The sequence below is a fragment of the Serratia sp. Ag1 genome (genome assembly GCF_000743355.1).
GTDB lineage: Bacteria > Pseudomonadota > Gammaproteobacteria > Enterobacterales > Enterobacteriaceae > Chania.
In genome coordinates this window covers 180,976-204,478 of the sequence record NZ_JQEI01000003.1, presented here as the reverse complement: position 1 = coordinate 204,478, position 23,503 = coordinate 180,976, and the positions used below count along the sequence as shown (strand labels likewise).

The following is a 23,503-nucleotide window of genomic DNA, read 5'->3' as shown; positions in this document are numbered from 1 at the left end:
CTCCAGCGAGAGAGGGCAGTAGAATTCAGACTTCGTCGTCTTCACGTATCACTAGCGGCGTGATTTTTACCTTCATAATTCGGTGGCTGCTGATTTGCAGTGGTTCAAACAGATAGTCACCGATCTGCAATTGCTCACCTTCTCGTGGAATACGCTGGCAATACTCCATCAGTAAACCCGCTAGCGTATGATATTCACGCTTTTCTTCTATCGGCAGCGGCACATACAGCACCAGATCTTCCAGCGGCATGTGACCATTGGCGATCCAACAGCCATCGGCGGTTTGCTGGATGTCGTGGCGTGCGTCTATCTCTTCGTCAGCTTCTGGCAAGTTACCGGCGATGGTTTCCATAACGTCTGTCAAGGTAACCACCCCCTCAATAGAACCAAACTCATCGACGACAAAGGCGAAATGCGTTTTGGCCTGGCGGAATTGCTCCAAGGCAGAAAGCAGCGTTAGTTGCTCTGGGAAGATTAGCGGCTGGCGCACCAGTGACCGCAGATCCAGCGAGTCTTGCTGCAACTGCTGCTTTAAAACGTCGATGGTGTGGATCACTCCCAACGGCTCATCGCTAGCGTTATCTTCTTTTACCACGATGCGGGTGTGCTGGTTTTTGCCCAGCATCTGCGTCAGCTTTTCTTGTGGATCGGTGAGCGCAAGGTATTCAACATCGTGCCGTGAGGTCATGATGCTGCTAACTGTTCGTTGCGCCATACCCAGCACGCGTTCGATCATATGGCGTTCTTGGCGGTTGAAGATCTCACCGCTTGTGCTGGTGCTGTCGGCCAACAGGTTAGCGGAATGGCTATCGACTTCCGCTTCTTCATGCTTGCCACTCAGCATGCGTAACACCGCTTCTGCGGTGCGTTCACGCAAGGGGCGAACCTTGGAAAGGAAGCGGCGTCGGTTGAACTGTGCGAGTTGGTTCAGTGCTTCGATCATCACTGAGAAACCAATGGCTGCGTAGAGATACCCTTTCGGAATGTGATAGCCGAAACCTTCTGCAACCAGGCTGAAACCGATCATCAGCAAGAAGCTGAGACACAAAATAACAATCGTGGGGTGAGCATTGACAAAACGGGTCAACGGCTTGCTGGCCAGCAGCATCAGGCCAATAGCGATACAGACGGCAATCATCATCACCGCGAGGTGATCGACCATCCCGATGGCGGTGATGACTGAGTCCAGCGAGAAGACGGCATCAAGCACGACAATTTGTGCGACGACGGGCCAAAAACGAGCCCCTTTACGCTGGCCGTGCTGTTCTTCGTCTTTACCTTCCAGCCGTTCGTTCAGTTCCATTGTCGCTTTAAACAATAGGAAGATACCACCGACCAGCATGATCAGATCCCGCCCACTGAACGGGTGGCCTGCTGCAGTGAACAGGGGCTTGGTGAGCGTCGCCAGCCATGAAATAGAGGCAAGCAGTGCCAAACGCATCAGCAGCGCCAGCAAAAGGCCGACAATACGAGCTTTATCTCTTTGTTTTTTTGGTAATTTCTCTGCCAGAATGGCGATAAATATGAGGTTGTCTATCCCCAGGACAATCTCCAGCACAACCAGGGTGGCCAGACCGGCCCAAATTGTTGGATCTGCGATCCATTCCATATGCCCAATTTCACCTTTATGTTCTACGGCTTATGCCGCAATGAGAATGATGAACGCAGGGAAAAGGGAATTCAACTGTAAATCGGTATAAATAGGACGCAGGAGAATAGAAAAGGCGAGTAACTAACCGTTATAATGGTTCATTGCCTGGTTGAACCTTGTTGCAAAAAAAATCAACCAACTTTCTTGTTCGCATGAGAAGTCTAAAAATTTCATTAAAATCAATGTGTTATTTTTATTGAAAACTGAAATAAAATGTGCGTAAAAAACAAAATAGTAGTCTTATTCTGAAAAGGCCTATACAGGTTTATCTAAGGCTTGTTTCAGTGGGTCAATAGTATAAGAATCTTGGTTCAAGAATCCTGTCGTTCTTTAGACGATGATAAGTGCCGCTACCCGGCAGGATGGGTATTGTCTCTTTATTATAGTGTGATTTATATCACATTAATTTTAGTGTAAAGCCCCAGATGCACCGTAAGGTGTGGTGATAATCGCATTTTCTTGATTAAAAACATCGTCTACAGTGCATTGGTAGCTGCAAGCCAAGGGCGGTAGCGTGTCAAAAGTCAGCATCATAAATTTGAGTTTTTCAGAACCTGATGATTTTAAATAAAAATATTAAACTCTCTTGCCTCACATTTTTTCTGGTTCTTTTACATTTATTTTTGTTTTTTGGTGGAACGAAACGATGCAAAAAAGATTAAAAGCCGTGATTCCCGTAGCGGGGCTGGGCACCCGCATGTTGCCTGCAACCAAGGCTATCCCGAAAGAAATGCTGCCGGTGGTTGATAAGCCATTGATTCAATACATCGTGAGTGAATGCGTTGCAGCGGGGATTAAAGATATTGTACTGGTTACACATTCATCTAAAAATGCAATTGAAAACCATTTTGATACCTCTTTTGAACTGGAGGCCGTGCTTGAGGCACGTGTAAAGCGTCAACTATTGGCAGAGGTGCAGGGGATTTGCCCGCCGGATGTGACGGTTATGCAAGTGCGGCAGGGGCAGGCCAAGGGTCTTGGCCATGCGGTGCTATGTGCTAAACCGATGGTGGGTGATGCGCCTTTTGTTGTGTTGTTGCCTGATGTGTTGCTGGATGATGCTACAGCCGACCTGCGTAAAGAGAATCTGGCCAAAATGATACAGCGTTTTGAGCAAACCGATTGTAGCCAGATTATGGTTGAACCTGTGCCCGAAGAGGATGTATTTAAATACGGCGTGGTTGATTGCGGTGGGGCAAAGTTGGCTGCTGGTGAAAGCACACCGATGACTGCAGTGGTCGAAAAACCTGCGCGTGATGCAGCCCCTTCTAATCTTGCGGTGGTAGGGCGCTATGTGCTTTCGGCCAATATTTGGCCGCTGTTGGAAAAGACGCCACCTGGAGCGGGTGATGAGATCCAGTTGACCGATGCTATTGCCATGCTGATGAAGCAGGAAACGGTTGAGGCATTCCATATGACCGGGAAATCGCACGATTGTGGCGACAAATTGGGTTATATGAAGGCTTTTGTGCAATATGGCCTGCGCCACCCGTCTGAAGGTGAGAATTTCACCCAGTGGCTGAAACAGACTCTTACCAGCAAGTGATAGCCAAGAGCGCTAGCATGATTTGAAGATTCAGAGAGGGTTATCATGGCTAAAATGTTGAAAGCAGTCATTCCTGTTGCTGGTTTGGGGATGCGCATGTTGCCAGCAACCAAGGCGATACCGAAAGAAATGTTGCCGATTGTCGACAAGCCGCTGATCCAATATATCGTCAATGAGTGCGTTGCCGCTGGGATTAAAGAAATTATTCTGGTGACGCATTCCTCCAAGAATGCGATCGAAAATCATTTTGACACCTCTTACGAACTTGAAGCCATGCTGGAAGCGCGGGTGAAGCGCCAACTGCTGGATGAAGTGAAGTCGATCACCCCACCGGGCGTCACCCTGATGCACATTCGCCAAGGGCAACCCAAAGGCCTGGGGCACGCGGTGCTTTGTGCCAAGCCGTTAGTGGGGGATTCCCCTTTTGTGGTACTGCTGCCAGACGTGCTGATAGATGATGTAAAAGCCGATCTGAAAAAAGACAACCTGGCACAGATGATTACGCGCTTCAATGAAACCGGTGCGAGCCAAGTGTTGGTACAGGCGGTGGATGAAAGCGTACTGCATAACTACTCGGTGGTTGAATGTGAAGCCAAGGCTTTGCAGCCTGGTGAAAGTTCGCTCATGACATCCATCATTGAAAAACCGAGCCGCGAGATTCAACTGAAATCTAACTACTCAGCCGTTGGTCGCTATGTGCTTGCTGCCGATATCTGGCCGATTCTGGAACAAACCAGGCCGGGGGCCTGGGGGCGCATCCAGTTAACCGATGCCATTGCAGAATTGCTGAAGCAAAAACCGGTAGAAGCCATGAAGTTAGTCGGGGAGTCGTTTAACTGCGGCGAGAAGCTGGATTATCTGCGGGCGTTTGTCACCTTTGGTTTGCGCCACCCGACGCAGGGCAAGGCATTCCGCGAGTGGGTAGAGAAATTGGGTCTGTAAATGTTTTATGTACTTTGACATTTACGAGTAGAAACAGACAGTTTGCAAAACCATTGGCACTATTAGCGACAATTATTCTCTCAAGACTGAGCCCGATAATTAGTTAGCAGTAAATTAAATGATTTAATTACCTCTAGCGAAAATAAATTATTTCATACGCAATAAGCTTTGTATTGGCATGTCGATATACTTGCCATACTTTGATTTTAAATGGATTTTTATTCTTGATGTTATAACGATTAGATCTTTTTTATTTCCATAAAAGCATGAAGCTACCAGGCACTTACGCTTAAGGTTTTTAGCTGGCAATGCCATTAGCCAAGAGCCGTAACCTGTCTGCATCATCTGGATTTTGAGTTATAACTATTTGATTATGGTGAGAAAGTGCAAGAGTCGATGGTGGTCTTCGTTGGCGCCTTCTTAATGCTGCTGGGGGCGAGAAAGGTCGCGTTTTATATTGGTTTAGTTGATAAACCCAGTGCCCGCAAAAAGCATGATGGCCATATTCCGCTGGTGGGGGGAGTATCGATTTATTTGGCATTGTGGGTGCTTTATGTGATGCACCCAGACTGGATGCCGCAATTTAGTCTTTACATGTTCTGTGCAACAATTTTACTGGTTGTTGGTGTATTGGACGATCGGTTTGATTTACCTGTTCTACCACGGGTGGGGGTTCAGGCCTTGGTTGCTGGTGCCATGATGTGGTCTGGGCTAGTTTTGACAAGCCTTGGCTATGTGACTACTGATATTGAACTGGCATTAGGGGTATTTGGTTATTCTGTAACGTTACTCGCGGTGTGGGGTGCCATCAATGCTTTCAATATGGTTGATGGTATTGATGGCCTGCTTGGCGCGTTGTCTTGTGTTACGTTTGGTGCACTAGCAGTAATGTTCCAGCTAGGTGGCAACATGGAACTGGCCAAATGGTGCGTGTGCTTGTTGGTCGCATCGCTGCCGTACATCATGCTAAACCTTGGCTTCCCGATGGGAAGGCGATTCAAGGTGTTTATGGGCGATGCGGGTAGCACGCTGATTGGCTTTACTGTTATCTGGTTGTTGGTGTTGGCTACTCAGGGTGATAAAGCTGTGATGCGGCCAGTATCTGCTCTGTGGCTGATTGCGGTACCATTAATGGATATGGCTGCGATCATGGTGCGCAGGATCCGCAGAGGAGATAGCCCATTTAAACCTGACCGTGAGCACTTGCACCATATTTTGATGAGAGCTGGCTTGGGTCCACGGCAAACACTGTTGGCGATTGTTGCTTTTGCTGCGTTGCTAGCGACTATTGGTATTATTGGCGATAGGGCCCGGGTTCCTGAATTGCTGATGCTGGTGGGATTTTTGGTTGTTTTTGCAGCTTATTTTTGGTCTATTATTCGGGTTTGGAAAATTTTGACTTGGATCCGAAAGCCAGGCCATAAGCAAGGGATGAGCGAAATCGGAAACACACCTTCAAACAAGTGATTAACTGCATTGTGTGATAGGTGGTTTACTCTTTACTGAGTTGTTTTCCGTTCATAGAGCTCGAATGTTAGATTGGATTGCTTTCCTTATAATAGTGAATAATTGGATGACAAAAGTTACGTTTAAGCTGGTATCCGTACTGATATCAGCAAGTTTCATCAGTGGATGTACTGTGGTGCCTGGTTCACATCTATCGGCTTCAGGTAAAACAGTTGTAAAGCAATCCGATGCAGATTTTAACATTGACAAACTGGTCAATGTTTACCCAATGACGCCGCAGTTGATCGAAAAAATGCGACCAGCAGTGGTTGTAGCGCAGCCGAACAAAGATCTAGAAGCTGAGCTGAAAAATTACGAATATCGTGTTGGGATTGGCGACGTGCTGATGGTGACGGTGTGGGATCACCCTGAGTTGACAACTCCGGCGGGGCAATACCGTAGTGCCAGCGACACCGGTAACTGGGTTAATGCAGATGGCACCATTTTTTACCCCTACATTGGCAAGCTTAAAGTAGCAGACAAGACAATGTCTGAGATCCGGACTGAGATCGCCAGCCGTTTGGCGCAATATATTGAAAGCCCACAGGTGGATGTGAGCATTGCTGCTTTCCGTTCGCAAAAGACTTATGTAACAGGCGAAGTGGCTAAATCTGGCCAACAACCTATTACCAACGTGCCGCTAACAGTGATGGATGCAATTAACGCTGCAGGTGGCCTGACCGAAAATGCGGATTGGCGCAACGTAGTGTTAACCCACGATGGCAAAGAGAAGCGAATCTCCCTTCAAGCGCTGTTACAGAAAGGCGACCTGACCGAAAACCACCTGCTGTACCCTGGTGACATTCTTTACATCCCACGTAATGATGACCTGAAAGTGTTTGTGATGGGTGAAGTTAAGAAACAGACCACGTTGAAGATGGACCGCAGTGGTATGACTCTGACTGAGGCATTGGGTAATGCAGAAGGGATGGACCAGGCAATGGCTGATGCTACTGGGGTGTTTGTGATTCGCTCCTTGCGCGGTAGCGAAGGTAAGAAACTGGCGAATATCTACCAGTTGAATGCTTCAGACGCCAGTGCTTTAGTGATGGGTACCGAGTTCCAGTTGCAACCTTACGATATTGTTTATGTTACCACTGCACCGTTAGTGCGTTGGAATCGCGTGATCAGTCAATTGGTGCCGACAATTACTGGGGTTAATAATATGACTGAATCCGCGCGCTGGATAAGGAATTGGCCGAACTAATATGTTTAATTCAATTCTTGTGGTCTGTGTTGGCAATATTTGCCGCTCCCCAACCGGGGAGCGGTTGTTGAGAAATCTCTTGCCAGAGCGAAAGATTGATTCAGCTGGGATTAGTGCCTTGGTTGGTGAGCCAGCTGATGCGAGGGCGGCAGAAGTTGCTGAGCAATATGGTCTTTCATTAGCTGGGCATAAAGGGCAACAAATTACTGCAAGTATGTGTCATGAATATGATTTGATTTTGGTGATGGAGAAAAAACATATTGAAGCAGTTTGCCAATTAGTTCCTGAAGTAAGAGGCAAAGTTATGTTGTTTGGGCATTGGTTTAATAAATGTGACATTACTGATCCTTATCGCCAAAGCCGAGAGGCATTTGAGTTTGTTTATCGTCTTCTTTATGAGTCCGCCCAAAAATGGGGCGGTGCTTTAAGTCGCTAGTTAGCTAGGGTTTATAATGTTAGAGAAAAATAGAATAAATATTAGCAGAAGTGAAAAGAACGATGAGGTTGATCTGAAGCGTTTATTTGGAGAGGTTCTAGATAATCGATGGTTGATAATAGCTGTCACTTCAGTCTTTTTGACGTTGGGGGTATTATATAGTTTATTAGCAACCCCTATATACCGTGCTGATGCGTTAGTGCAGGTAGAGCAAAATTCTGGGAATTCATTGCTAAAGAATATTAATCAAATGTTGCCAAATGGACAGCCAGATTCAGCTCCAGAGATTGAGTTGCTTAAATCTAGAATGATTTTAAGTAAAACTGTTGAGGATTTAAATTTAGATACTGTGATAGAGCAGAAGTATTTTCCTGTTTTTGGTAAAATATTTGTACGTTTGACTAAAGAGCCGGCTGGAAAAATTGCTATATCTAGATTAGTGCTCCCTGACGAATGGGGGGATGACCCTACAATCGAGGTAATCATAAACGATGGTAAGCACTTTAGTGTAAACAGAGATGAGGCGATTTTTGCAGAGGGTATCATTGGTACTTTATTGAGAAAAGGCGATTTTTCTATACTTATTAGTGATGTGAATGCAAAAGCAGGTACGTCTTTCTTTGTCACTAAAGTTCCAGAGTTGAAGGTTATTAACTCTATCTTAGATGTATTTAATGTTCAGGACAAAGGTAAGAATACTGGAGTATTGGGACTAAGTTATACTGGCAGTGACCCTATATTAAATCAGAAAATATTGAATAGTATTACCAACAATTATCTTGCACAAAATGTTGAAAGAAAATCTGAAGAAGATGCCCGAAGCTTGGAGTTTTTAAGAGGTCAGTTACCAAAGGTACGCAATTCACTTGATGCTTCAGAGAATTTGTTGAATAAATATCGTCAACAGAATGATTCTGTTGATCTTTCTTTAGAGGCTAAATCTGTACTGGATTCTATCGTCTCTGTTGATGCTCAATTGAATGAGCTTACGTTTAAAGAGGCGGAAATATCGAAATTATACACGGTGGAACATCCGTCATATCGTGCTCTTTTAGAGAAAAAGAAAGTTTTGGAAGATGAAAGAGACAAATTGAACAAACGAGTGAGCTCGATGCCTAAAACTCAGCAAGAGATTTTGCGGCTAAGCCGAGATGTACAGTCAGGCCAAGAGATTTATATGCAGTTGTTGGCTAAAGAGCAGGAATTGAGCATATCCAAGGCTAGCACGGTGGGCAATGTGCGGATTATTGATCAGGCGGTAACTCAGGATATTCCTGTGCAACCCAAGAAAGTGATAATAATTAGCTTGAGCTTGATATTGGGTGTGATGTTATCTATAGGTTATGTTTTAATACGCTCATTTCTTTATAATGGTATAGAAAGCCCCGAACAGCTAGAGGAGTTAGGAATCAATGTTTACGCTAGTGTCCCTTTATCTGAATGGCAACGTAAACAGGATCTCACTCTCGCAAATAAAAGAAAAACTAAAAAAACCACTCCTAATGATACAAGTCTACTTTTGACATATGGTAATCCTGCTGATCTAGCTGTTGAGGCAATTAGGAGTTTGCGAACTAGTTTGCACTTTGCGATGATGGAGGCTAAAAATAATATTTTAATGATTTCTGGAGCTAGCCCTGGGATTGGTAAAACTTTTATCAGTGCAAATTTAGCTGCAGTAATAGCGCAAAGCGGTCTCAAAGTTTTATTCATGGATTGTGATATGCGAAAAGGATATGCACATGAACTACTAGGGGGAGACAGTCGGTATGGTTTATCTGATGTGCTTTCTGGCAAATTAAATGCTCAAAGTGCAATTCAAAAAACTAAATATGATAATTTTGATTTTATAGCGCGTGGTCAAAACCCACCTAATCCTTCTGAGTTATTGATGCACAACCGCTTTACTGAATTGCTAGAGTATGTCGGGGAGGAGTATGACATAGTGTTAGTAGATACACCACCTATCCTTGCTGTAACTGATGCAGCAATTATTGGTAAGTTAGCCGGTACTGCTTTGATGGTTGCTCGCTTTGAGATAAATAGTCCTAAAGAAGTGGATGTTAGCATTAAGCGTTTTGAGCAAAATGGTGTTGATATTAAAGGAGTTATTCTTAACGCTGTTTTACGCAAGTCATCAAATTATTTTGGCTATGGTTACTATCATTATGAGTATAAATCTGGAGCTTAACATTATTAAACCAATAATATCAGTTATAAAGAAACTGTTTTAATAAAATAGCTTTATTTGAAAGTGAATGAGATGAGAGTTAGTTGCTGATAAATTACATGACTGTTATGATTAGATGTTTAGGATTAGTCATTAATTGACAGCAACTAATTGAAAAGTTGGATCCTAATGTATTAAATAGACATTGACTATACTATGTTCTCCACACAAATTGAAGTTTTTAGATTAATCACTTATTTTTCTAGCAATTATATTCAGCGTTTGAGTATGTCCTATGGTTTCAACCATGAATGTGGTAATTTTAATATATCTAAGTAGTATGTGATTAAAAAATTTTTTTAGAAAAATACAATATGTTTCGCATTCTAAATTTTTTAAAGGTGACAAGTGTTCAAAATATGTTCATGCGATTGATTGCTAGGAGTCGCTATATAGATACATTATTGGGAAATAACTGAGTTTACAATAAGTATTCGACTTTTGGTTTTAGATGCAGGTTACCTATATGCTATAGGGCGTAATTTTTGAATTTCATTATTTTAAAATCTTATGATTTTTATTTTAACAGAAGCCGAGCCTTTTTCTAAAAGACCTTGTAGCTATACAGCTAGATGATTACATTTTTGACGATTAAAGTAACCTTATTCAATGCATTTTATGGGTTGATAATTTTAGCGTAGTCATATTTTTGTTTATGAATTCTATTTTCTGCTTTTAGTTAGGCCACTTAGTTATTATCTCATATAATCTTTATGTTTAAGGTTGAAATATATAGCGCGATGCAAAATTTAAAAGATAAGACAAAAAAAAGTTTGCAATGGAGCGCAATTGAGCGTTTTTTCACACAAGCTTTTCAATTAGGTATAACTTTAGTTCTTGCCAGAATATTAGGGCCTTCTGCATTTGGACTGGTAGGCATGCTAACTATATTTATAGCTATATCAAATGTTTTGATTGATAGTGGTTTTAGTTCGGCGCTAATTCGCAAAAAGGATCATTGTAATAATGACTTGATTACTGCATTTTACTATAATATTTTGATGTCCGCAGTTTGTTATCTCATATTATTTTTCATTGCGCCATATGTTGCGAATTTTTATCATCAAGATGAATTGAAATATATCTTGAGATCTCTAGGAGTAGTTGTCTTAATTAATCCTTTCATGTTTATTCCAAGGCTAAAGTTAACACTGGCAATGGATTTCAAAACACAAGCTAAAATTTCTATTACTAGCGTGTCAATAGGTGGCTTAATAGCGATTGTCATGGCTATGTTAGGTTATGGTGTGTGGTCGCTAGTGTTTCAGATGATAATTTCAACAGTCTGTTCAGTGTTATTGTTCAATCTATTTTCTCCATGGTTCCCTCGGGGACAAATAACAAAAAATTCATTTGATTATTTATTTGACTTTGGAGGTAAGTTATTAATATCTAGCCTATTGGATGTTATATATAATAATCTATATTTAATTATAATCGGGAAAAAATTTAGCCCTGCTATTGTAGGACAATTTACGCAAGCTAACCAGTTAGCTAGTGTGCCAGCAATGACGTTAACGGGTATTATCCAGAGGGTAACTTACCCTATGTTTAGTCATTTACAAGACAAGACAGATAGGTTGGAAAGCCTTTTTTTCCTAACGCTAAGAATGGCTGCAGTATTTATATTTCCTCTTATAATTGGTGTCGCTATTATTGCAAAGCCGTTGATGACTTTATTGTTGGGCTCACAGTGGCAAGATGCAGCTAATTTGTTAAGCATTTTATGCATAGGTTATATGCTTTATCCTATTCATGCTATTAATTTAAATTTATTGCAAGTAAAAGGGCGTAGTGATTTATTTTTAAAATTGGAGGTTGCAAAAAAAATAATCGGAGTAAGCATCCTACTTATTACTATGCCATTTGGATTGCTAGCAATGTGTGTAGGTTTTTGTATTACATCTTATGCGTCATTGTTTCTTAATACTTACTATACAGCTAAATTGACTAAAATCAGTCAATGGCAACAATGTAGAAAATTACTGCCTATTTGGTTGGCTGCGGTATTCTCTGCTTTTATTGGTTACATCTTGGGTTTATATTTACATGAGGTTTTATGGCTACAAATTATAATAACACTAGCCGTTGCCATATTATGTTATACAGCCTATCTGCTTTTTTTGCAGAGACAATTAACACAAAAATTATTATCAATATTGCGTAGTTAAATATATAGTCTCATATAAAATTATTAATTAGTGTGATGAAGCGGTTTAGCTTTAATTAGCCGTGACATAAATACAGTACGAACGTTAAATGAAGATTTCATCGTTAAGGGGCATATGTTCAATTAATAGAGTTTTTTTAATGAAGAGGGAATTATTTTTATATAATTGAATAAGGCTAGGGGCGTAGATCATTCTACGAATTAATCTTTCAAAGCGGGAGATCGAGTCGGACTGCTACACTAAATAACTTTGCATATTACCGCTCCACTTTAGCCAACCTGTGTTGGCTATCGGGGAAAGGCGAGGCTGCATTCATAAACTATTTTACCTGGCCCAGTAACTGCCACATATATCGACACTGATGGTTTCGCGTTATCGTTTCGTGTAACGATAACCACAACCGTTCTATTGGGTTCAGCCAAGGCGAATAGGTTGGCAGGAATAACAGCCGGAACTTTTTGTTCTTCTCCAGCCAGCGCTCTACTTTACGGCTTTTGTGGATAATGTAGTTATCAACGATCAGGGTGATAGTTTTCGCTCGCCGATATGTGCAGCGTAACGTCTCTAATAGACTGATAAATAGTTCAGAATTCTTACTGATGCCGCTGACGTAGTGGACTCGTCCCGTACCTGAGTGCAGCGCACCAGTTAGGTAATGCTTTTGGTTCTGTCCCGATGTAGCGATGCGCTTCTGCTGTCCTTTGGGCATCCAGTCTGCGCCGATTTTAGGGTTCAGGTCGATATCGACTTCATCTTGATAAAACACAGGATGCACTGTCTGCTCCTGAGCTAGCGTCCGTTCAATAGAGTGCCGCTTTTCCTCATAATGTGGATCTTTAATTTTCAACGTTGGCGCGGTTCTGCACCAGACAATATCTGCCTGGCTCAGGTATCGGTATAAGGTGATAGAATGGAGTTTTACACTAAAAAACTGGTTGACAATGAGCGCCAACAACTCAGTGCTCCAATGGGAACGCAGCCAACCAAAATTGTGTGGAGAACGTTGTACCAACAATGGCAGGATGCGCCAGGATGTACGCGACTGGCCACCGACGAGCACGTCCGGGCTTGAGGCTTTTTAGTCCTTCAATACCCTGTAAAGTAAACCAATTTATCCATCTTCCGACGGATGAACGCGCAGCACAGAGCAATCTGGCTACCTCGGAAACGGTCATTCTTTGATGTAAAATCAGCATGGCGATGAGCCGCCTAGTATGATTTTTGTCACGGGTCTGTCGGGCTTCTTTACGCATCAGTTGTTGTTCTTCATCAGGAATTGCTGCTATGATCGGCATCGCTCAGTCCGGTGAGTGATTTGGGATATTTGGCAATTGAGCAGATCGCACAAACTAGGCTGAGTTCCTTTCAAGTAATCTACTATTTGGCGAAGTTATTTAGATATGCCAAATGAATATTTTATCTGTCAAATATCTGCCCTTTATTTTTCTTTGCCATAGCTTTTTATCATCATTAACTATCATTCAGAATCAGACATATCATCTAGTGAGATATTAAACCAGACATACTTTAAAGTATGTTGACATGGGTTTAAAACGTTTATAATGTGGTTTGATTTATAATTTCAAACTTGAATTTAACTTTGTTAAAATACTATATTTAATTAGTATTGGGATTTTATATGAGTAAGAAAAATATTCCTGTTACACAACCATTTTTGCCTGAACTTAATGAATTTATACCTTATTTGGAAAGGATATGGGAAAATCGGTGGCTCACCAACAATGGTCCGTTTCATCAGCAATTAGAAAGTGAACTTTGCAATTACTTAGGCGTTGAATATATATCATTGTTCAACAATGCTACTATTGCATTAATTACTGCTTTACAAGCAATGCGAATTAGTGGAGAAGTAATTACCACTCCTTATTCATTTGTAGCTACAAGTCATTCAATTTTATGGAATGGTCTAGAACCAGTTTTTGTAGATATAGATCCTAATACATTTAACATCGATGTTGAAAAAATAGAGCAAGCAATTACCCCACGAACTACAGCAATTTTACCTGTACATTGCTATTCAAATCCATGTAACGTTGAGGCTATTAAAAAAATAGCTGACAATTATGGACTAAAAGTTATCTATGATGCTGCTCATGCGTTTAATATTAAATATAAAGGGGAAAGTTTACTCAAGTGGGGAGATCTGTCCATTTTAAGTTTTCATGCTACGAAAGTGTTTAACACTTTCGAAGGTGGGGCAATTATAAGTCCTGATTTAAAGACTAAACAACGAATAGATCATTTGAAAAATTTTGGCATTACGGATGAGCTAACTGTTGTTGCTCCTGGTATTAATGGGAAAATGAGTGAGGTTAATGCTGCTTTTGGCTTAGTACAACTTAAACATATTGACAAGGTAATGCAATTGAGGAGAAATATCGACTTTCGCTATCGAGCTTCTCTAGCTGAAGTTAAAGGTATTACTTTGTATCAGCATGACATAAATGCTGACAGTAACTTTTCTTATTTTCCAATTTTAGTTGAGAATAATTATCCTCTTAGCCGCGATGAGTTATATGAAAAACTTAAGGAAAATCATATTTTATCACGTCGTTATTTCTACCCCTTAATTAGCAATATGCCAATGTATCGCGGATTGCCAAGCTCGCAAGCAAGTCGCTTGATTAATGCGAATGAGGTTTCTAGCAAAGTACTTTGTTTACCAATTTATCACGAATTAGGGGTTGATGAGCAAGACTATATTATAAACTTGATCAAGGGGATGTGATAACATGGCTTTTCTAACTGAAGAACAGTTAAAAAATATTGGATTTGCTTCTTTTGGGGTAAATGTATTAATTTCTGATAAAGCTTCAATTTATGGTGCTAGTCGTATCAAAATTGGTAGCAATGTGCGTATAGATGATTTTTGTGTTTTATCTGCCGGTTGTGGAGGAATTGAGATCGGTAACTATATACATATTGCTATATATAGTTCGTTAATCGGAGGCGGTAAGATAACGGTTTCTGATTTTTGCAACATATCATCAAAAGTAGCTATTTATTCTAGTAATGATGATTATAGTGGTGAGTATATGACAAATCCTATGGTTCCTAGTGTGTTTACTAATGTTACAAATGATATGGTTTTTTTGGGAAAACACGTCATTATTGGAAGTGGTTCATTAGTATTACCAGGTGCTAGTTTATATGAAGGGGTTGCGATAGGGGCTTTTTCTCTTGTGACAAAAGATTGTGAAGCCTTTAACATATATGCAGGTGTGCCAGCAAAAAAAATTAAGAGAAGGGAACAAAAACTACTAGAGTGTGAAAGTGAGCTGGTAAAAAAAAATCACATAGAAATCGGTTCGAGGTGAGATATTTTGTTTAAATTAACAGAAGCTCAGATTATGTCTAATTGGTCGATTGAGGAACCTATTGGTGTTAGTATATGTTGCATTACATATAAGCAAGAAAAATATATAAAACAAGCCATTGATAGTTTTTTGATGCAAAAGACTACGTTTCCTTTTGAGATCATTATTGGTGAGGACCATGGAAAAGATAATACGCTAACCATACTAAATGAATATCAGCAAAAATATCCAAGACTAATTAGAGTGATTACTTCTGATGATAATATTGGTGCGAACTCCAATCTTTTAAGGGTTTTTCATGCAGCAGAGGGAAAATATATAGCTGTTTGTGAAGGTGATGATTATTGGTGCAATGAAAATAAAATTCAAGTTCAATTTGATAAGCTAGAGGCAGATTCCTCTATATCAATTTGTGTGCATTCGGCAAAGTTATTGAAAGATAATAATTTGCATAATGGTTTTAAAATGTCAATTAAAGAAAGTTTCTTTGATGTCAATGACGTTATTAACTGCAATAAACAGTATTCTCCAACAGCATCGTATTTCTTTAAAAGATCAAATATAGGAGTTCTGCCTAATTGGTTTAGCGAAGCGCCTATAGGTGATTTCTTTATTGAGGTATATATGCTATCTCAAGGGAAAGGGTGTTTTTTATCCGCGGAAATGGCTGTTTATAGAGTTGGCTCTGATAATTCATGGTCATCGAGTATAAATGAAAATATTCAAAAGTATATACAAACACAAGAGAGGATTGTTAATTATACAAATAAAATAGTTACTGATTTCCCTAATCAAGAGATAGAAATTAATGACAGAGTGATGAATATTTATCTTTCCATTATGAAAAGATGTATTCTTTGTGGCGTTGATGACATAGTATATACTTATCGTTCTAAGTATCATTCTTTAAAAAAACATATAATTTTGAAAAATGAGATTGTGCTGTTCTTATTTAATTTCCCTAAGATGCTTAGATTTTTACATAGATTTAAAAAGCCCTTTAATAAGAATTTTTGGTAGAAGAGAGTGTATAATGAATCTTACAAAAAATAAGAATATATGTTTTTTCTTGACAGATCTAAGTGATCCTGGTGGGATTCAAAGAGTGGTCGTTGAGCTTGCCAATTTTATGTCGAAGTTTAACAATGTAACAATTATTAGCGTGTATGCTAATACGATGAGTAAAGATAATAAGCCATCATATCCTTATGAGATATCGGAAAAAGTAAGAATTATTTATTTAGTTGAAAAAAATGCTTATGAGAAAAAGCTAGTTAAACATATTAATTGTTTATTAAAGGTGGTTCTATTTTCAATAGCAGCGAAAAAGCATAAGTTTGATTATATCATTTCTCAAGGGATGGATAGTGTTATATGGTCATCAACTTTCGCTATGATCTCTGGAGCTAAGTATATTTGCTGCGATCACACAAGTTATTTTCGGAAACCTCTATGGGCTCGTATTGGTCGCAAAATATCTTTATTATTGTCACATCAAGTTATAGTTCTCACAGAACTAGATCGAAGACAATGGAATTCAGAAAAAGTTGTAATGATTCCAAACCCTATTCCGGTAGATGATAATCTAAATATAGCCCCTTTAAGCCATAGGGGCAAAAATATAATTGCTGTTGGGCGACTGGTTGAAGTCAAGGGATTTATTCGACTCCTCGATATTTGGAAGCGTGTTGGCGATAATGGGAGTAGTAATAATTATAATCTTAAAATTATAGGCGAGGGACCTATGAGAGCTACGTTAGATAAATATATCATTACAAATAATATAAAACACGTTACTATTTCAGGTTTTACAAAAGAGATTAATGATATCTACAGGCATGCTAGATTGTTACTGGTAACCTCTTTTTTTGAGGGGTTCTCAATGGTGTTGATTGAGGCTATGTATTATGGTGTCCCTGCAATTGCTTTTGATGTACATAGTGGGCCGAGAGAAATTATAGATAATAATAAAACTGGTTTTTTAGTTGAAGACGGTAACACCGCTAAGTTTGTCGAGTTGTTATCTTCAGTTTTAAATAATGACGTTGTTCTTAATTCTATGAGTCTTAATGGGAGATTGAAAGTTAATCAATATCGTATTAGTGAAGTTTGTAATAAATGGGACAAAGTAATGAATGCATTGGAGTAATTATCTATTGCTAAATGAGATTTTTATCTATCGGCAGAGTCACATCTCTTAAAATTGATAATGTTAAGTTTTATATTTTTCGGGAAAAGTATATGAATAGCATATAGTAGCTATATAACTAAACTATTTATTAAAAATAGGACAGTAATATCTTGCGTTACCCCTACTATTACTTAATGCTGCGCGGTATATCGAAGAAAATACGATTATTTTTTCAATTTGCTGAATTAGTTGTTCAAATAGATTCAATTATTAAGGTTTTTCAATGTTCTACAACATTTATCGATTCTCTCTTAACTTGATGAATACTCCCTTAAAATTATCATAGTATAGTTGTATTTGTGCATGAAAAATCGCAAATATTGGATGGAGGATGAGTAGTTCCTAAATAGTTGTTAAAAATAGTAGATTATCAAGAGGGATTTCAGTTCTATTTAAGCGTTCAGAGCTATCGGTGAATGTCTCAAATTACCAATCGGACTTAGTTATGTCGAGCATAGAATGAATATCCGATGCCGGAAAGGCTCTGATGCAAAAGATATCACTAAGAAGAGATGATAATAAGAAGCAAGTTTATAGTTATACTGATGTTTCACTGTGATGGTATCTGTGATGTTGTCAAGATGTGCTGATTACTGAATAAGAGCTTTATAAAAATTGCGAACTCATTCTCAAGTAAAAAGTATAGTCAGATAAAAAATATATTGGTACTAAAGACAGTTTTTGGGGTGGAAATGATTTTATTCAACAAACCTAGTTACTATTTTAACTGGTTTTGGATAGTCATCACATTACAAATTTTTCGTGTTAATCAACTAAGAAACTTATCGCATATCACGTTAATGATGAGTATCATTTAATGACTAGTTTTGATAAAGCTATTGTAGGTGTTGTAAAAAAACATCTTTCATTTATTTATATTACTGCAAATATTGTTTGCGCTATTTTGTTTTCTATAAATGGATATCTAGGAGGGGATTTTTCTGGAACGGTGATATCAAATCCCGATAATTTGTTTTTTTCATTATTACTTGTGATATTTTTCATATTTATTTATCAATTTGCTGTTTTTTCATTAATTAATAGGGTTAATATACCAAGTGTTTCTTATGAGTATCGAGGTGTTCTAGATATTACTGCTCTAGTGTTGTCTTTCTTGGGGATTTATGGAGCTATAGTTTATGATATTGGGATTGTCGGTGTTGGTGCGGACCGTAATGCAAATTCTATTATGATTAAATTGATATCTTATGTTATATCAATATTTCAGCCGGTTTGGTTTTGTTTAATCTATATTTACTATAGAGTTTGCGTGGGTTATAATAAATTATTTATTATAAATATCCTTGCATACACTGTGCTAATTTTGGCAACTGGGCAAACTGTTCAGTTTATTGCGTTAATATACGTGTATATGTATATTTACTTCAGAAGGAAGCATGTCTTCCCATTATCTCGACTAATATCACTATCTATTGTTGGTGTTCTGTTGTATCCCTTTTTTAGATTTCTTAAATATTCAATTATTGCTAGTTCTGCATATAATGTGGAGGTTGGGATTATGATGCAAAATGCCATCTCTGAAAAGTCACTGTATGATCTATACGCAGATATGTTTTTTGTTGGATTGGAGAGATTCCAAGTGGTTGCAAATACAGAATATCTACTTACAAATATTAGTTCTATATCTAGCAATTATACTCCGTCGATCTCAAGTTTTTTAAGTGGCTTTTGGCTGTTTGACAGCATATATAAAATGCTTGGCTATAGTATTGCTACTATTCCAACACCGCAAGTTTATTTGGCTACCATGATAAATGGAATGGATAACTGGGCATCACATATAGGTCTATATGGCTATATGGTTTTTTTCGGAAGCAATGCAATTTTTGTATATATTATTTCGATTTTAATGATAATTACTTCTGTCGTTATATCTAAGTTCTTAATTAAATCTCCTTTTTTTATACTAATATCTTGGATTTCTAGTTTTATTCTTATCGTACATGGTTGGGTTATACAGTATATGTCTTTTCTCCAAGCGTTAATTATTTTTGCTTTTTTCATAGTTTTTTGCCAATTCTTCATAAAAAAATATAGATGAATTCTTTAAATAATCATCCTAATGTGAAGGTATTAAATGAAAATAAGTATAATTATCACAACTAAAAACCGTCAGCAGTACTTAAATCGAGCTGTTGAGTCAGTTTTAAAGAATTCTATGCTACCTTTTGATATTGTTATTGTTAACGATGGAGGGGGGATTATAGAAAAGGATGTTCTACCTGAATTTTATAATTATAAAATAATAAATAATCACGTCTCCTTAGGTGGAAACAAAGCAAGAAATCAAGGTGTACTAGCGGCATCTGGTAGTCTGATCTATTTTTTAGATGATGATGATGCGTATACTAAAGATTCAATATCTGAAAAGTTTGATGTTTTTAAGAAAAATAAAGATGTAGGCCTTGTTTATACAGGCGTTCAGTTTGTACTAAGTAGTGATCTTACGAAGGTTAAAAGAATAAAAAGTGCTTCAAATAAACCTGTATCTTTTCATGATTTACTCGCGAATGGTAATAGTGTTGGTCCTACCTCATGTGCTGCAGTGAGAAAAAGTATTTTTATAAGTGCTGGAATGTTTGATGAAAAATTACATGCCATGCAAGACTATGAATTATGGATAAGAATGGCTAGATGTTGTAATGTAATGAGCGATGGGGGGGTGAATGTTATTTATACAATTCACTCATCTGGTTTCCAGGTTAGCTCAAAATATAAAAAATATATAGAGTCAGCTAATTATATTGCTGAAAAATTCAAGAGTGACTTGTTACAGCTTAGATTAAAAAATAAATTCTGGAGTATGGTTTATTTTCGAGTGGCTTTGTCAGCCTCACATGTTAGTACAACTGATAAAATGAAATATGCAATCATGTCTTTTTTGCATCGCCCAAACTTTAAGTCTCTTGTTGTTTTACTTCCTACTTTTATTTTGAAAAAAATCAAGCCATTTGTATGAAATGTGGTTGGTTTATACAAATTTTATAATTGAATACTTTATTAGAAAATATGAATTTATTATGACCAATAATGATTATAAGGTTGCTGTTATTATGTCTGTTTATCGTTTAGATGAGTTAAGACATATAGAGCTTGCAGTTGATAGTATCTTGAATCAAACAAAACCTTGTTCGCTTTATATTTACCAAGATGGCCCGGTATCTCCTGATATCTCAAATTTACTGCGTTCCATAGCTAAGGAAAATGAAAGTGTTACATTACTTTGCTCTAAAAAAAATAATGGATTAGCCCATGCGTTAAACGCTATGATTGATTGTGTTATCTCTAGGGGATATGACTATATAGCAAGAATGGATAGTGATGACATTTCCTATTTAAATCGTATCGAGCGCCAAGTAAGTCATATGGTTAAAAATCCGGATGTTGATATATTAGGAACTTCGTGTAGAGAGTTTGGAGCAACATATGCTCTTAAGGAGAAACACTTGCCTATTATGCATGATGAATTGGTGGATTTTAGTGTTACTAGGTGTCCATTTATTCACCCTACTGTTATGTTCAAAAGTAAAGTATTTTCCAACGGTGCTAGATATCCTACAGATACTTGTCTAACGGAGGATATGGCTTTGTGGTTTTTATTAGTTAAACAAGGTTTTAAGTTTTCAAATTTAGATGAGGTACTCCTCGATTTTAGATTGAATGAAGGTTCAATTAAAAGGAGGAAAGGTTTTAATAAGGCAATCAGTGAGTTTAGAATCCGAGCATATTATATGTTTACATTGAAGAAAGTATCATTTAAAAATGTATTTTTTATTTCACTAAGGTTTTTTTTGCATTTACTGCCTCTATCACTGATGAAGTTGTTATATAAATATGCTAGATAATTTTTCAAATAACCTATTTATTAACTATGACTATTGGCAGATTGCAGAAACCGATTATCGGATAGTCAAGGTGGAATAGCTAAATATATAACCCGGTGCTTTATAATAAACCTCTTGTTATATGATTGTGTAAAAAATAAAGTACATTCTCTCAATGCTGACCCTGACGGAGATACAGAGGTTTAATATCGTTAGAGCAGAGTTAATATTTTAAAGATTAATAAATGCTAATAGTCTTGGCTTTAAATATTTTTTGAGAATAACTTCGTCTAATCTTACTTCTACATGATTTTTGTGAGCCTTCAAGTGCTAGTGGAGATTTATAAATTTAGCATAGTATATAAAATTAATTATATATGGATGTTTTTACATGGATTGTCAGGTTTTTTACTTATAAAGAGTCTTTAAGTTAAAATAGCGTTATTTAGGCTGTGTTTCGTAGTTATTTTTATACAATTCAGCATATATTTCAACCAGAAAAAGTCTTTTGCGTGGCTCATTACGATTTTCCCGACGGCACTTGGGCGTTGATTTCATCCCCGCAGCTGCCTGAGCAAAGCGTTTCTGAGGTCGGTTGGCCTTATTTTGAGCACCGGTAAGTTATGAATAGAATTTTTTGGTGCTGTGCTCAGGAGTTCATTGGTGTGAACTGCATTTTCAATAAATTACTTCAGATGTTTGATGGGAAAATGTTGGTTAACGGGGATACTATTGCGTTAGATGGCAGTAACATTTGGGTTTTGAAAACCGCTAAAGTGAACAGTTTAAATCGCGGTCTGAAGTTGTGTTGGTTGATAATAGATGCTCAAACCAGATCTTACGTAGCCGACTAAAAATGAGAGAGATAAAGGCGATTATTCCTTATTAGGTCGGATGGGAAAGTTTTTCAGGATAAACGCTGAAAACTCGATATCGATTGTACAAAAAACGTAACTTCGTTGAAGTTACTTTGCTAAGTTTAAAGAGTATCAACGTATCGCTACTTACTCTGAAAAACATCTAGAAATTACTTGATTATGCTGAAGTCGGGGTCTGTTGGCTTGTTTTTAAAGCAAGAGGCTCAGCCTAGAATACAGCCAAAAATTAGGTGGTTAAAGTCTCATACTAAGGCTGTGTTAGGCGAAAAGAATTATTCTAATGAAAATTTTATGACTAGTTGTAAAGAAAAAATGGTTATAGCTTTCCGATAGAACAAAAACTGTAGAGATTGATGAAGAAAATAAACTTGCCAATGGTATAAAAAATGCAAAATAATCAAACTTTACTTTGGGATGTTAAAAAACATCATCGTAAACACCTCAATAAATCCCCATTATTAGCATCAGGGCGCACGCAAGGAGTTCATATGGCAATCTTAGTCACCGGCGGTGCCGGTTATATCGGTTCCCACACGGTTCTGGCACTGCTGGAACGGGGTGATGACGTAGTAGTGTTAGACAATCTGTCTAACGCGTCTGAAGCATCACTGCAGCGTGTAGAGCAACTGGCAGGCAAAGCAGCGATCTTTTATCAGGGCGATGTACAGGATGCGGAATGCCTGAATCGCATTTTTGATGGCCATAAGATCTCTGCGGTGATCCACTTTGCGGGTTTGAAGGCGGTGGGGGAGTCCACCCGCAAGCCTTTAGAATACTACCAGAACAATGTTACCGGCACTTTGGTTCTGCTGGATGAAATGCGCCGTGCTGGCGTGCATCAGTTTATCTTCAGTTCTTCGGCCACTGTATATGGCACACCAGAGCAAGTTCCGCTGGTTGAAACATCTCGTGTGGGGGGCACAACAAACCCTTATGGTACTTCTAAACTGATGGTTGAACAGATTCTGCAGGATTTTGCAAAGGCGGAGCCTGAATTCTCTATCACTGCGTTGCGCTACTTTAATCCGGTGGGGGCACACGAATCTGGCCTGATTGGCGAGGATCCTAACGGTATTCCAAACAACTTACTGCCTTACATTTCGCAAGTGGCTATTGGCAAGCTAGAGAAGCTATCAATTTTTGGTAACGATTACCCAACGCCTGATGGAACAGGCGTACGTGACTATATTCATGTCATGGATCTGGCAGAAGGGCACCTAAAAGCGATTGAACACATCAACGATCAGAAAGGATTTACCGTTTACAATTTAGGTACAGGTAAAGGCTATTCGGTACTGGATATGTTGCACGCTTTTGAAAAGGCGGCAGGGTGCAAGGTAGCGTATCAAATTGTACCGCGTCGGGATGGCGATATCGCAGAGTGTTGGTCTAACCCGCTCTTAGCTGCAGAGAAACTCGGCTGGCAGGCAAAGCGGGGCCTGGATGACATGATGCGTGATGCATGGAACTGGCAGAAAAACAACCCGCAAGGCTACCGTTAATCTGCGATCCTGCTAGCGTCATTTAGCTATAAATGTGTGTATTCCGATAGCAGGTAGTAA

The 23,503-nt window shown here is 38.7% G+C and carries 16 protein-coding genes and 1 pseudogene; 15 read left to right on the top strand and 2 right to left on the bottom strand.

Translation table 11 applies throughout. The annotated features are described in order from the left end of the window. Positions 1-25 precede the first annotated feature (25 nt). Positions 26-1,609, bottom strand: coding sequence for a TerC family protein (locus IV04_RS02205; RefSeq protein WP_037394157.1), 1,584 nt, complete (start codon positions 1,607-1,609; stop codon positions 26-28). 688 nt (positions 1,610-2,297) lie between these two features. Between IV04_RS02205 and galU (IV04_RS02200) the strand changes: the two genes are divergently transcribed. The 7 genes from galU (IV04_RS02200) to IV04_RS02170 all read left to right on the top strand — a co-directional run bounded on the left by galU (IV04_RS02200) (position 2,298) and on the right by IV04_RS02170 (position 11,689). Beyond that, positions 2,298-3,197 (top strand): UTP--glucose-1-phosphate uridylyltransferase GalU, encoded by a 900-nt coding sequence (gene galU, locus IV04_RS02200; protein WP_037394154.1) that lies wholly within the window; start codon positions 2,298-2,300, stop codon positions 3,195-3,197. Between the two features lie 45 nt (positions 3,198-3,242). Next, positions 3,243-4,139: a UTP--glucose-1-phosphate uridylyltransferase GalU gene (gene galU / locus IV04_RS02195; RefSeq protein ID WP_037394151.1), complete on the top strand. Its 897-nt coding sequence runs from the start codon at positions 3,243-3,245 to the stop codon at positions 4,137-4,139. Between the two features lie 396 nt (positions 4,140-4,535). Beyond that, a complete protein-coding gene (gene wecA, locus IV04_RS02190; RefSeq protein ID WP_231566223.1) occupies positions 4,536-5,606 on the top strand; it encodes a UDP-N-acetylglucosamine--undecaprenyl-phosphate N-acetylglucosaminephosphotransferase in 1,071 nt (356 codons plus the stop codon). 106 nt (positions 5,607-5,712) lie between these two features. Further along, positions 5,713-6,852 (top strand): polysaccharide export protein, encoded by a 1,140-nt coding sequence (locus IV04_RS02185; RefSeq protein ID WP_037394146.1) that lies wholly within the window; start codon positions 5,713-5,715, stop codon positions 6,850-6,852. Position 6,853: 1 nt separating this feature from the next. Continuing rightward, positions 6,854-7,288: a protein-tyrosine-phosphatase gene (locus IV04_RS02180; RefSeq protein ID WP_037394145.1), complete on the top strand. Its 435-nt coding sequence runs from the start codon at positions 6,854-6,856 to the stop codon at positions 7,286-7,288. Between the two features lie 16 nt (positions 7,289-7,304). After that, entirely contained in the window at positions 7,305-9,479 is a 2,175-nt protein-coding gene (gene wzc, locus IV04_RS02175) for a tyrosine-protein kinase Wzc (protein WP_037394142.1), read from the top strand. Between the two features lie 752 nt (positions 9,480-10,231). Further along, positions 10,232-11,689 (top strand): lipopolysaccharide biosynthesis protein, encoded by a 1,458-nt coding sequence (locus IV04_RS02170; RefSeq protein WP_231566221.1) that lies wholly within the window; start codon positions 10,232-10,234, stop codon positions 11,687-11,689. A gap of 256 nt (positions 11,690-11,945) precedes the next feature. Here the strand turns inward: IV04_RS02170 and IV04_RS02165 are convergent. Continuing rightward, positions 11,946-12,984: pseudogene (locus IV04_RS02165) on the bottom strand (IS630 family transposase). A 344-nt stretch (positions 12,985-13,328) separates the two neighbouring features. Here IV04_RS02165 and vioA point away from each other — a divergent pair. The 8 genes from vioA to galE all read left to right on the top strand — a co-directional run bounded on the left by vioA (position 13,329) and on the right by galE (position 23,443). Then, on the top strand, positions 13,329-14,438 hold the full coding sequence (vioA, locus tag IV04_RS02160; protein ID WP_037394137.1) for a dTDP-4-amino-4,6-dideoxy-D-glucose aminotransferase VioA: 1,110 nt from the start codon (positions 13,329-13,331) through the stop codon (positions 14,436-14,438). A gap of 4 nt (positions 14,439-14,442) precedes the next feature. Further along, positions 14,443-15,027 carry an acyltransferase gene (locus IV04_RS02155; RefSeq protein WP_037394136.1) on the top strand — a complete coding sequence of 195 codons (585 nt, stop codon included), beginning with the start codon at positions 14,443-14,445 and terminating at the stop codon, positions 15,025-15,027. A 6-nt stretch (positions 15,028-15,033) separates the two neighbouring features. Beyond that, complete coding sequence (locus IV04_RS02150; protein WP_037394134.1) at positions 15,034-16,047, top strand: glycosyltransferase; 1,014 nt, start codon at positions 15,034-15,036, stop codon at positions 16,045-16,047. A 13-nt stretch (positions 16,048-16,060) separates the two neighbouring features. Further along, positions 16,061-17,176 (top strand): glycosyltransferase, encoded by a 1,116-nt coding sequence (locus IV04_RS02145; RefSeq protein WP_037394133.1) that lies wholly within the window; start codon positions 16,061-16,063, stop codon positions 17,174-17,176. A gap of 859 nt (positions 17,177-18,035) precedes the next feature. Further along, entirely contained in the window at positions 18,036-19,280 is a 1,245-nt protein-coding gene (wzy, locus tag IV04_RS02140; protein ID WP_037394131.1) for an oligosaccharide repeat unit polymerase, read from the top strand. A gap of 36 nt (positions 19,281-19,316) precedes the next feature. Beyond that, positions 19,317-20,198: a glycosyltransferase family 2 protein gene (locus IV04_RS02135; protein ID WP_037394128.1), complete on the top strand. Its 882-nt coding sequence runs from the start codon at positions 19,317-19,319 to the stop codon at positions 20,196-20,198. A gap of 61 nt (positions 20,199-20,259) precedes the next feature. Continuing rightward, a complete protein-coding gene (locus IV04_RS02130) occupies positions 20,260-21,084 on the top strand; it encodes a glycosyltransferase (RefSeq protein ID WP_037394327.1) in 825 nt (274 codons plus the stop codon). A 1,345-nt stretch (positions 21,085-22,429) separates the two neighbouring features. Further along, entirely contained in the window at positions 22,430-23,443 is a 1,014-nt protein-coding gene (gene galE / locus IV04_RS02120) for a UDP-glucose 4-epimerase GalE (RefSeq protein ID WP_037394123.1), read from the top strand. The last annotated feature ends 60 nt before the right edge of the window (positions 23,444-23,503 follow it).

Bases quoted from the DNA above. Each gene is read 5' to 3' on its own strand.
- vioA (WP_037394137.1), top strand. From the start codon at position 13,329: ATGAGTAAGAAAAATATTCCTGTTACACAACCATTTTTGCCTGAACTT.
- IV04_RS02145 (WP_037394133.1), top strand. From the start codon at position 16,061: ATGAATCTTACAAAAAATAAGAATATATGTTTTTTCTTGACAGATCTA.
- IV04_RS02180 (WP_037394145.1), top strand. From the start codon at position 6,854: ATGTTTAATTCAATTCTTGTGGTCTGTGTTGGCAATATTTGCCGCTCC.
- IV04_RS02170 (WP_231566221.1), top strand. From the start codon at position 10,232: ATGTTTAAGGTTGAAATATATAGCGCGATGCAAAATTTAAAAGATAAG.
- wzc (WP_037394142.1), top strand. From the start codon at position 7,305: ATGTTAGAGAAAAATAGAATAAATATTAGCAGAAGTGAAAAGAACGAT.
- wzy (WP_037394131.1), top strand. From the start codon at position 18,036: ATGACTAGTTTTGATAAAGCTATTGTAGGTGTTGTAAAAAAACATCTT.
- IV04_RS02185 (WP_037394146.1), top strand. From the start codon at position 5,713: ATGACAAAAGTTACGTTTAAGCTGGTATCCGTACTGATATCAGCAAGT.
- galU (WP_037394154.1), top strand. From the start codon at position 2,298: ATGCAAAAAAGATTAAAAGCCGTGATTCCCGTAGCGGGGCTGGGCACC.
- IV04_RS02130 (WP_037394327.1), top strand. From the start codon at position 20,260: ATGACCAATAATGATTATAAGGTTGCTGTTATTATGTCTGTTTATCGT.
- wecA (WP_231566223.1), top strand. From the start codon at position 4,536: ATGGTGGTCTTCGTTGGCGCCTTCTTAATGCTGCTGGGGGCGAGAAAG.
- IV04_RS02135 (WP_037394128.1), top strand. From the start codon at position 19,317: ATGAAAATAAGTATAATTATCACAACTAAAAACCGTCAGCAGTACTTA.
- galU (WP_037394151.1), top strand. From the start codon at position 3,243: ATGGCTAAAATGTTGAAAGCAGTCATTCCTGTTGCTGGTTTGGGGATG.
- galE (WP_037394123.1), top strand. From the start codon at position 22,430: ATGGCAATCTTAGTCACCGGCGGTGCCGGTTATATCGGTTCCCACACG.
- IV04_RS02155 (WP_037394136.1), top strand. From the start codon at position 14,443: ATGGCTTTTCTAACTGAAGAACAGTTAAAAAATATTGGATTTGCTTCT.
- IV04_RS02205 (WP_037394157.1), bottom strand. From the start codon at position 1,609: ATGGAATGGATCGCAGATCCAACAATTTGGGCCGGTCTGGCCACCCTG.